General features: G+C 51.9%; 6 protein-coding genes and 1 pseudogene. 2 read left to right on the top strand and 5 right to left on the bottom strand.

Annotated elements, in window-relative coordinates:
- Positions 1–133 (bottom strand): annotated as a pseudogene (locus KQ296_RS10210) (photosystem II q(b) protein); the annotation flags it as partial.
- Between the two features lie 267 nt (positions 134–400).
- On the opposite strand from KQ296_RS10210, the gene gap reads away from it, so the two are divergent.
- On the top strand, positions 401–1,438 hold the full coding sequence (gap, locus tag KQ296_RS10205) for a type I glyceraldehyde-3-phosphate dehydrogenase (RefSeq protein WP_011932698.1): 1,038 nt from the start codon (positions 401–403) through the stop codon (positions 1,436–1,438).
- Here gap and KQ296_RS10200 read toward each other — a convergent pair.
- From KQ296_RS10200 to KQ296_RS10190, 3 genes are all read right to left on the bottom strand, one after another.
- Entirely contained in the window at positions 1,418–2,587 is a 1,170-nt protein-coding gene (locus KQ296_RS10200; RefSeq protein WP_259726471.1) for a hypothetical protein, read from the bottom strand. The two genes, gap and KQ296_RS10200, sit on opposite strands and share 21 nt — an antisense overlap.
- A 95-nt stretch (positions 2,588–2,682) precedes the next feature.
- The gene (locus tag KQ296_RS10195; RefSeq protein WP_259726470.1) at positions 2,683–4,251 is read right to left on the bottom strand and encodes an MFS transporter; all 1,569 of its coding nucleotides are present in this window, start codon (positions 4,249–4,251) and stop codon (positions 2,683–2,685) included.
- Positions 4,220–4,558, bottom strand: coding sequence for a hypothetical protein (locus KQ296_RS10190; protein WP_041428420.1), 339 nt, complete (start codon positions 4,556–4,558; stop codon positions 4,220–4,222). The genes KQ296_RS10195 and KQ296_RS10190 overlap by 32 nt, the downstream gene beginning before the upstream one ends.
- A 402-nt stretch (positions 4,559–4,960) precedes the next feature.
- Here KQ296_RS10190 and KQ296_RS10185 point away from each other — a divergent pair, with 402 nt between their 5' ends.
- Positions 4,961–5,602: a Coq4 family protein gene (locus KQ296_RS10185; protein ID WP_259726469.1), complete on the top strand. Its 642-nt coding sequence runs from the start codon at positions 4,961–4,963 to the stop codon at positions 5,600–5,602.
- 91 nt (positions 5,603–5,693) lie between these two features.
- Here KQ296_RS10185 and psbA read toward each other — a convergent pair whose 3' ends face one another.
- Complete coding sequence (gene psbA / locus KQ296_RS10180) at positions 5,694–6,770, bottom strand: photosystem II q(b) protein (protein ID WP_011932693.1); 1,077 nt, start codon at positions 6,768–6,770, stop codon at positions 5,694–5,696.
- Between the last annotated feature and the right edge of the window lie 27 nt (positions 6,771–6,797).

Here is a 6,797-nt window from a genome sequence, read left to right as displayed (position 1 = left end):
TGGCAGCCAGCAGGGTGGGGATCATCAGCACACCGAACCAGCCCACATACAGGCGGTTGTTGGTGGAGGTGACCCACTCGCAGAAGGACTGCCAGCCATTGGCGCCGGAGCGCTGCTGAATGGTGGTGGTCATGAGAACGGGGGAGAAAGCGTCAGGGAAAACCCTTCAGCGGTAAAGAAAGTCGGCGATCCGACTCCGACAATGTAAAGGAACTTTGCGGCTTGACAACCCGATGCGGAAGCCGAACGCCACGAGCATCAGCAATGGGATGGATAAGGCCCACTGATGAATGGCGCAGATCGCCTCCCCTGAAGCGACCTGTGCTGATCTGCGCAACGGCAGCGTTCAAGTGAGCGTGAGCTCCCTATAAGCCAGGAAGGATCTGCTTTCCTGCGCGCCATGACCATCCGCATCGGTATTAACGGTTTCGGCCGCATTGGTCGGCTCGCCTTTCGTCAGGCCATGGCCTGCCCGGATGTGGAGGTTGTGGGCGTCAATGACCTGATCGCTGTCGACTACCTGGCCTATCTGCTGCGTTACGACTCCACCCATCGGCAATTTCAAGGTGAGATCCGCGTCGAGGACGGGGCGCTTGTGGTGAATGGCCAACGGATCCGGATCACCGCTGAAAGAGATCCGAGTCAGCTCCGCTGGAACGAGATCGGCGCGGATTATGTGCTCGAGAGCACAGGCTTCTTTCTCACTGGCCCACTGGCACAGGCTCACCTGGATGCCGGCGCTAAGCGCGTGGTGATGAGTGCCCCCTCCAAAGACGACACGCCGATGTTTGTGATGGGTGTGAACCACACCAGCTACGCAGGGCAGTCGATTGTGTCCAATGCCAGCTGCACGACCAATTGCTTGGCCCCTCTGGCCAAGGTGGTGCACGACAACTTCGGAATCGTCAGCGGTCTGATGACCACGGTGCATGCCACCACAGCAACACAGAAACCAGTGGACAGTCCTTCGCTCAAAGACTGGCGTGGTGGACGGGGAGCGGGCCAGAGCATCATTCCCAGCTCCACGGGAGCCGCCAAAGCGGTGGGACGCGTGATCCCTGAACTGAATGGAAAGCTCACCGGCATGGCCTTCCGAGTTCCGACTCCGGATGTATCCGTGGTCGATCTCACGGTGAATCTGGACCAACCGACAAGCTACGAAAACCTGAAGCAGACGATCAAACAAGCCTCACAGAATGGTCTTTCGGGCATCCTTGGCTATACCGAAGATCCGATCGTCTCCAACGATCTGCTGGGCGAAAGCTGCACGTCGGTGTTCGATGCGGGAGCGGGAATGGCGCTGAATGACCGCTTCATGAAACTGGTGGCCTGGTACGACAACGAGTGGGCCTACAGCTGCAAATGCATCGATCTGATCAGACACATGGCTCAGTACCCAGAAAAATTCATTGCCTCTTCAAAACCGACGAACCAATGAAGAGGCTGCCGTGGCGTAATCCAAAGCCATGCCGGGGGACCATAGAGTTGACCAGGCTCGATCATGAGCATGCACCATCTCCCAGAATGAAACGTTGAACAACAACCTGATCAAGGTAGAGAAAAAGGGGCGATCACTAAAGCAACCCGACAAAGACGATTCCAGTAATTCGATCGATGTCAATGCACAATTCCGACGAACCAAGTGGTAATCAGGAGGATTGTCGTAACGCGACCAACGTTTTAGTAGGGCGTCTTGATTGACCAGTGGAAAATCGAGACGATATGTGGGCTCTCCGAAACATTCATAGTCACGGGAGGGCATAGCCCAGAAGCCAGGAATCGGGTCCGACTGGGCATTGCACGCTCGTCTTAGACGACTCATCAAACCACGTGAGTGAGAACCCTCAATCGGATTGATTTTTGGGTAGATGCTGGCATAAAGAGAATCCCCGGCTTGGAAGACAACATGTCCGACGGAGATCATTCCAGAGGGTCGAGATAAAGACATCCAATAGCGCGCAATCAGCGGTATCTTCAAAGCCCTGGTCAAGTTAGCGTAGGGGAGCCAAAACAACAAAGTGACATCCTTGGAGTTAATTAACGAATCATCCCTACAAATAGAGCCAGACTTCATCAACGAGTCAGACTCATTAAAACAACGTCTCGAGCCAAAATACGAAAAAGCCACAACAAATGCCAAGGCAATACGCAGCAATACAATTGAGGCAATGAAATCAACATCTAGGGTGTTCAATAAAGGCCAAGGAAGGAGCAAAACAAGGCCAGCCGCAATATTATAAATACCTGCAAATAACAAAAAACGATCATATCGCTGACCCAGGAAAATCCCAGAAAAAGCAAGAACACCTGAGAAAAGCAATGCCAGACCAAAGAAAATACCCCATGGCGCTGTCAAAACAGCGGTCATCCCATCTAGAATCTCAATGACTAAAAGAATTAATGTGAAGAGGAAAAGAACCTGAGGAACAACTGGCCAGAACACCAAACGATACTTTGAAATTTGGGCTAACAGGCTGCGCGCCAAAGCCACACAAATCGCTGCGGAAAATAGAAGTGCAAAGAGACCAAGCCTGGGACCAAACAACGAGTCACCGCCTCGGTAAGCAACAAAAAGCCAGATCGCCAAGGGGAGCAAGAAAAGAATCAATCCCATCCACAGGAACACCCAACGATGAGATACAAGACGTTGAGTACCAAAGAGAACAGCAAGAATGTGAAACATTACTTTCCCCCAATAAAACGTGGAGAAAAACAAAAATAGAAGAATACTATTACAAGAGCAAGAAGCAGAGCCAACGCTGCACATGCAACGGCATATCCATCAGAGAATGCGCGAATGGCTGCTTCAATCAGACCAACGTGGACTGATGAAACGAGAGAATTCTGATGAGAGATAGCACTACCTAAAGAACCTAACAGAATCGAACGGTCTTGAGAGTCGAGACTCGAAACAAGAGGCCGCAACTGGTATTGATACACAGCCTGCGTGATAGCAGCGACAACGAGTGAACCCACAATATATCCATAACGAATCACAGAAGCCAAGACAGCCGAGGCCGTCGAGCGAAGATCGTCAGAAAAAGAATGGACCATATGAGCAGTCATCAAGACAGTAGTAGGGGAGAAAAAACAGAGCAATAAACTAACCAATGAAAACATCAGCATGAATCCCTTTACCGGAGGAAACGCTGCCAGTAACCCAAGAAGGACTAAAGCCAAAAGCACAACTAGAAGACTGCACAACATCAGTCGACGCTCACCAACACGTCGGGCCAAATTAGGCGTAAAAAAAGAAACAACGACACCAGCAATTGCAACACAAAACAGGAGAAAGCCAATAGTTCCAGAACTAGTATCCTTAGCCAACTGCAGCAGTTGAGGGGTCAGGTAGACATAACCAGAATAAACGAGCTGAGCCATAACAAGCAATCCAACGGACCACAGAAAGCCCGGTTGAATCATCACAGAGAGTGAAATTACAGGGTTAGCCACCTTCTTGAGATGATTCAACAACCAATAAACAATCAATACAATAGCGGAAAAGCATAACAGCACTAACAGCCAATCCAGGGAAATCAATGCCTGAATCAACCGAAGACCTGTTCCTGACAGAGCAAAGAGAAGCCCCACCCCAAGCCAGTCGAAGACACGGAGAGAATCTATGAGCGTGCGAGTAACTTTATACTCTGGCAATGATGTCTTGAACAACATCAATGCACTGCATCCAGTGCAAAGAAGCACAGGCAAAAATGACCCTCGCCAACTGAAGCTGGTCAGAAGCAAAGCGGATAACACAGGGCCAAAGACAAACCCTGCCGTCGAAGCAGCCGAAAACATTGCAACAGCATGAGCTGTCCGCTCACGGGTTGCAACCTGCATGCCCAATGCATAAGAACTGGGAAGGACCATGGCGGCACCAATGCCGGCCAATGCCCGGGCCAGCACCAGAGCAGGCAACGACCAGGCCACCATCGATAGCAGCGTGGATCCCGACAGCCACCAAAGACCAATTCTGAAAAGATGCTTCGCCTGCAGCTGATCGGCGAGAGGGCCGAAAATCAACACCAGCACGCCACCAACACCTGCAGATATGTTGACAATCCAAAGCAGATCAGCGGATGAAGCTGCAAAGGCCAAGGAAAGATCAGGCACTGCAACAGTCACCAAACTGGTGTTGAGAAATGGTGCCGAGTAGGCAAGCAAAAGTGAAAAAAACCCAGGGCTACGGATGAGAGGGGGCGACATCAAACGATCAACGCTAACCAAGGCAAGAAGGTTGAACGAGTTCATGCTCTTGCAAACCATGGTCCAAATCCATCACAGGCAATCGATTCAGCTCATCATCAATGGGATGTCTCGAGCCATGAGGATGCAGAGAGACGATCTCAGAAAATCTTGCAATAGAGAGAAAACGCCGAAGCTCCTGCTGATAACGAAAGCTATGAAAGAGCGGCAAAGCATCGTCAATCAAACCAAAATCCTGGTCAAAATCAATCATTCCAACGTAGGCCTGAGGAGAACAATCGATCTCAAAATCACTTCGCACAAGATCAACTGGAAGCGCGAAAACACTCTCTGCATACATGGCATGGCGCATCGCGATAACCGAGCGGCATCGCGCACAAAAGAGCCGACGCGTCGTCGACCTAGCAGAAAGACGCAGCCTGCGGGCACACGGTTCAGAGGATGTCTCCACAATACGAAAATGCCCAGCCTTTAAATAAACAGCACGCAAGCAAGAGGTTACAACTGGCCCCCCAAGGCCATGCAGAATAGTATTAACAAGACGACATTCTGAACAACCACAAAGAACCGAACCAAGAATGTCTAAATCATCCAACTCGAGCCGCACAGACCCACACTGACAAGCCACTGTCTTCACTGAACAAGCAGATATTTACCATCTATTATAACAGCTATTCAGGCAGGAGGATGTTAAAATCATATCAACAGACTCGCCAAACTAAAGACGATGAACCTAGGAGACACTTTTAACGAATTGACCTTAACCAAGCTCCAGGCAGTTGCCAATTATGTCGACACACGTGGCCAGGATGTCAACAGCGCGATCCGCCTCTACGAACTTCTCAAAACGACCTACGGATTACCCAAAGAGCTCGGATACGTCGCAGCTCTTCCTCGCATGAAAGCACTGATCGACGAAGGTTGGAGGCCAAAAACCATCACATTGGACCAGCTCCTGTCCATGCCAAATCACTCCCTTGGGTACCACTACGGCTCCCACTTACAGCGGGCTGGACTGACTCTCAACAAAATCAACGATCCAAATCCAATTACATCACCGTTGGAGTACGTCAGTCATCGAATGCGCGAGACCCACGACATCCTGCACGTGCTGACAGGGTTCGACGTATCTCTCGAGGGTGAATTGGGTGTGTTGGGGTTTGGGATGGCTCAATGGCGCAGCCCGGTGTCATTGATGCTGATACCGGCTTTTCTGTATCACGCCCTGCTCAATGACGGATGCTACGAAGCATGGTTGGACAGTGCCACAAAAGGAATTTGCATGGGACAGCAAGGTGTTGAGTGCATTCCCGCTTGCAAATTTGAAGAGGCCTGGGAAAAGCCTCTTGAGGCGTGGCGAGAAGAATTGAAGATCGTTCCAATTTCGCCTCAATAGACAGTGACGGAGGGCGATCAATAAAAAGCCCCCACCGATTGGTGAGGGCTTTCCGATTCAACTGACGCTGAATCTTTTGGAGACTTCAGCCTCAGCCGATGGTGGGTGCTTGCAGAGCCACAGGAGTGGACTCAGTCGCAGCCAGGTCGAGGGGGAAGTTGTGAGCGTTGCGCTCGTGCATCACTTCCATTCCGAGGTTGGCGCGGTTCAGCACATCAGCCCAGGTGTTCAGGACGCGGCCCTGCGCATCCAGAACCGACTGGTTGAAGTTGAAACCATTCAGGTTGAACGCCATGGTGCTGATGCCCATGGAGGTGAACCAGATGCCGACCACAGGCCAGGCAGCCAGGAAGAAGTGAAGGCTGCGGCTGTTGTTGAAGGAGGCGTATTGGAAGATCAGGCGACCGAAGTAACCGTGGGCAGCCACGATGTTGTAGGTCTCTTCCTCCTGGCCGAACTTGTAGCCGTAGTTCTGCGATTCAGCCTCGGTGGTTTCACGCACCAGGGAGGAAGTCACCAGGGAGCCGTGCATGGCGGAGAACAGGGAGCCACCGAACACACCAGCCACACCAAGCATGTGGAAGGGATGCATCAGGATGTTGTGCTCTGCCTGGAACACCAGCATGAAGTTGAAGGTGCCGGAGATGCCGAGGGGCATGCCGTCAGAGAAAGAACCCTGACCAAAGGGGTACACCAGGAACACAGCGAAGGCAGCCGACAGCGGAGCGCTGTAGGCAACGCAGATCCAGGGGCGCATGCCGAGGCGGTAGGAGAGTTCCCACTGGCGCCCCATGTAGGCGGAAATACCGATCAGGAAGTGGAAGACAACCAGCTGGTAAGGACCGCCGTTGTACAGCCATTCATCGAGGGAAGCAGCTTCCCAGATGGGATAGAAGTGAAGGCCGATGGCGTTCGAGGAGGGCACAACAGCACCGGAGATGATGTTGTTGCCGTAGATCAGAGAGCCAGCGACGGGCTCACGAATGCCGTCGATATCGACGGCGGGCGCTGCGATGAAAGCAACGATGAAGCAGGTGGTAGCAGCGAGCAGACAGGGAATCATCAGCACACCGAACCAACCCACATAAATGCGGTTATTGGTGTCGGTGACCCACTGACAAAAGCGTTCCCAGCCGCCGATGCGACCGCTGCGAATTGCGGTAGCCATAAAACAAAAGAGTACGGTTTGGAATCC

Origin of the sequence: Synechococcus sp. CS-197 (genome assembly GCF_025128215.1) — a bacterium.
Classification (GTDB): Bacteria; Cyanobacteriota; Cyanobacteriia; order PCC-6307; family Cyanobiaceae; genus Synechococcus_C.
Note: the sequence above shows the minus strand (reverse complement) of the source record. Positions and strands in the feature narration are given on the sequence as shown.

Coding starts and splice junctions, on each gene's coding strand:
- gap (WP_011932698.1), top strand. CDS start 401: ATGACCATCCGCATCGGTATTAACGGTTTCGGCCGCATTGGTCGGCTC.
- KQ296_RS10195 (WP_259726470.1), bottom strand. CDS start 4,251: ATGAACTCGTTCAACCTTCTTGCCTTGGTTAGCGTTGATCGTTTGATG.
- KQ296_RS10190 (WP_041428420.1), bottom strand. CDS start 4,558: ATGCGCCATGCCATGTATGCAGAGAGTGTTTTCGCGCTTCCAGTTGAT.
- psbA (WP_011932693.1), bottom strand. CDS start 6,770: ATGGCTACCGCAATTCGCAGCGGTCGCATCGGCGGCTGGGAACGCTTT.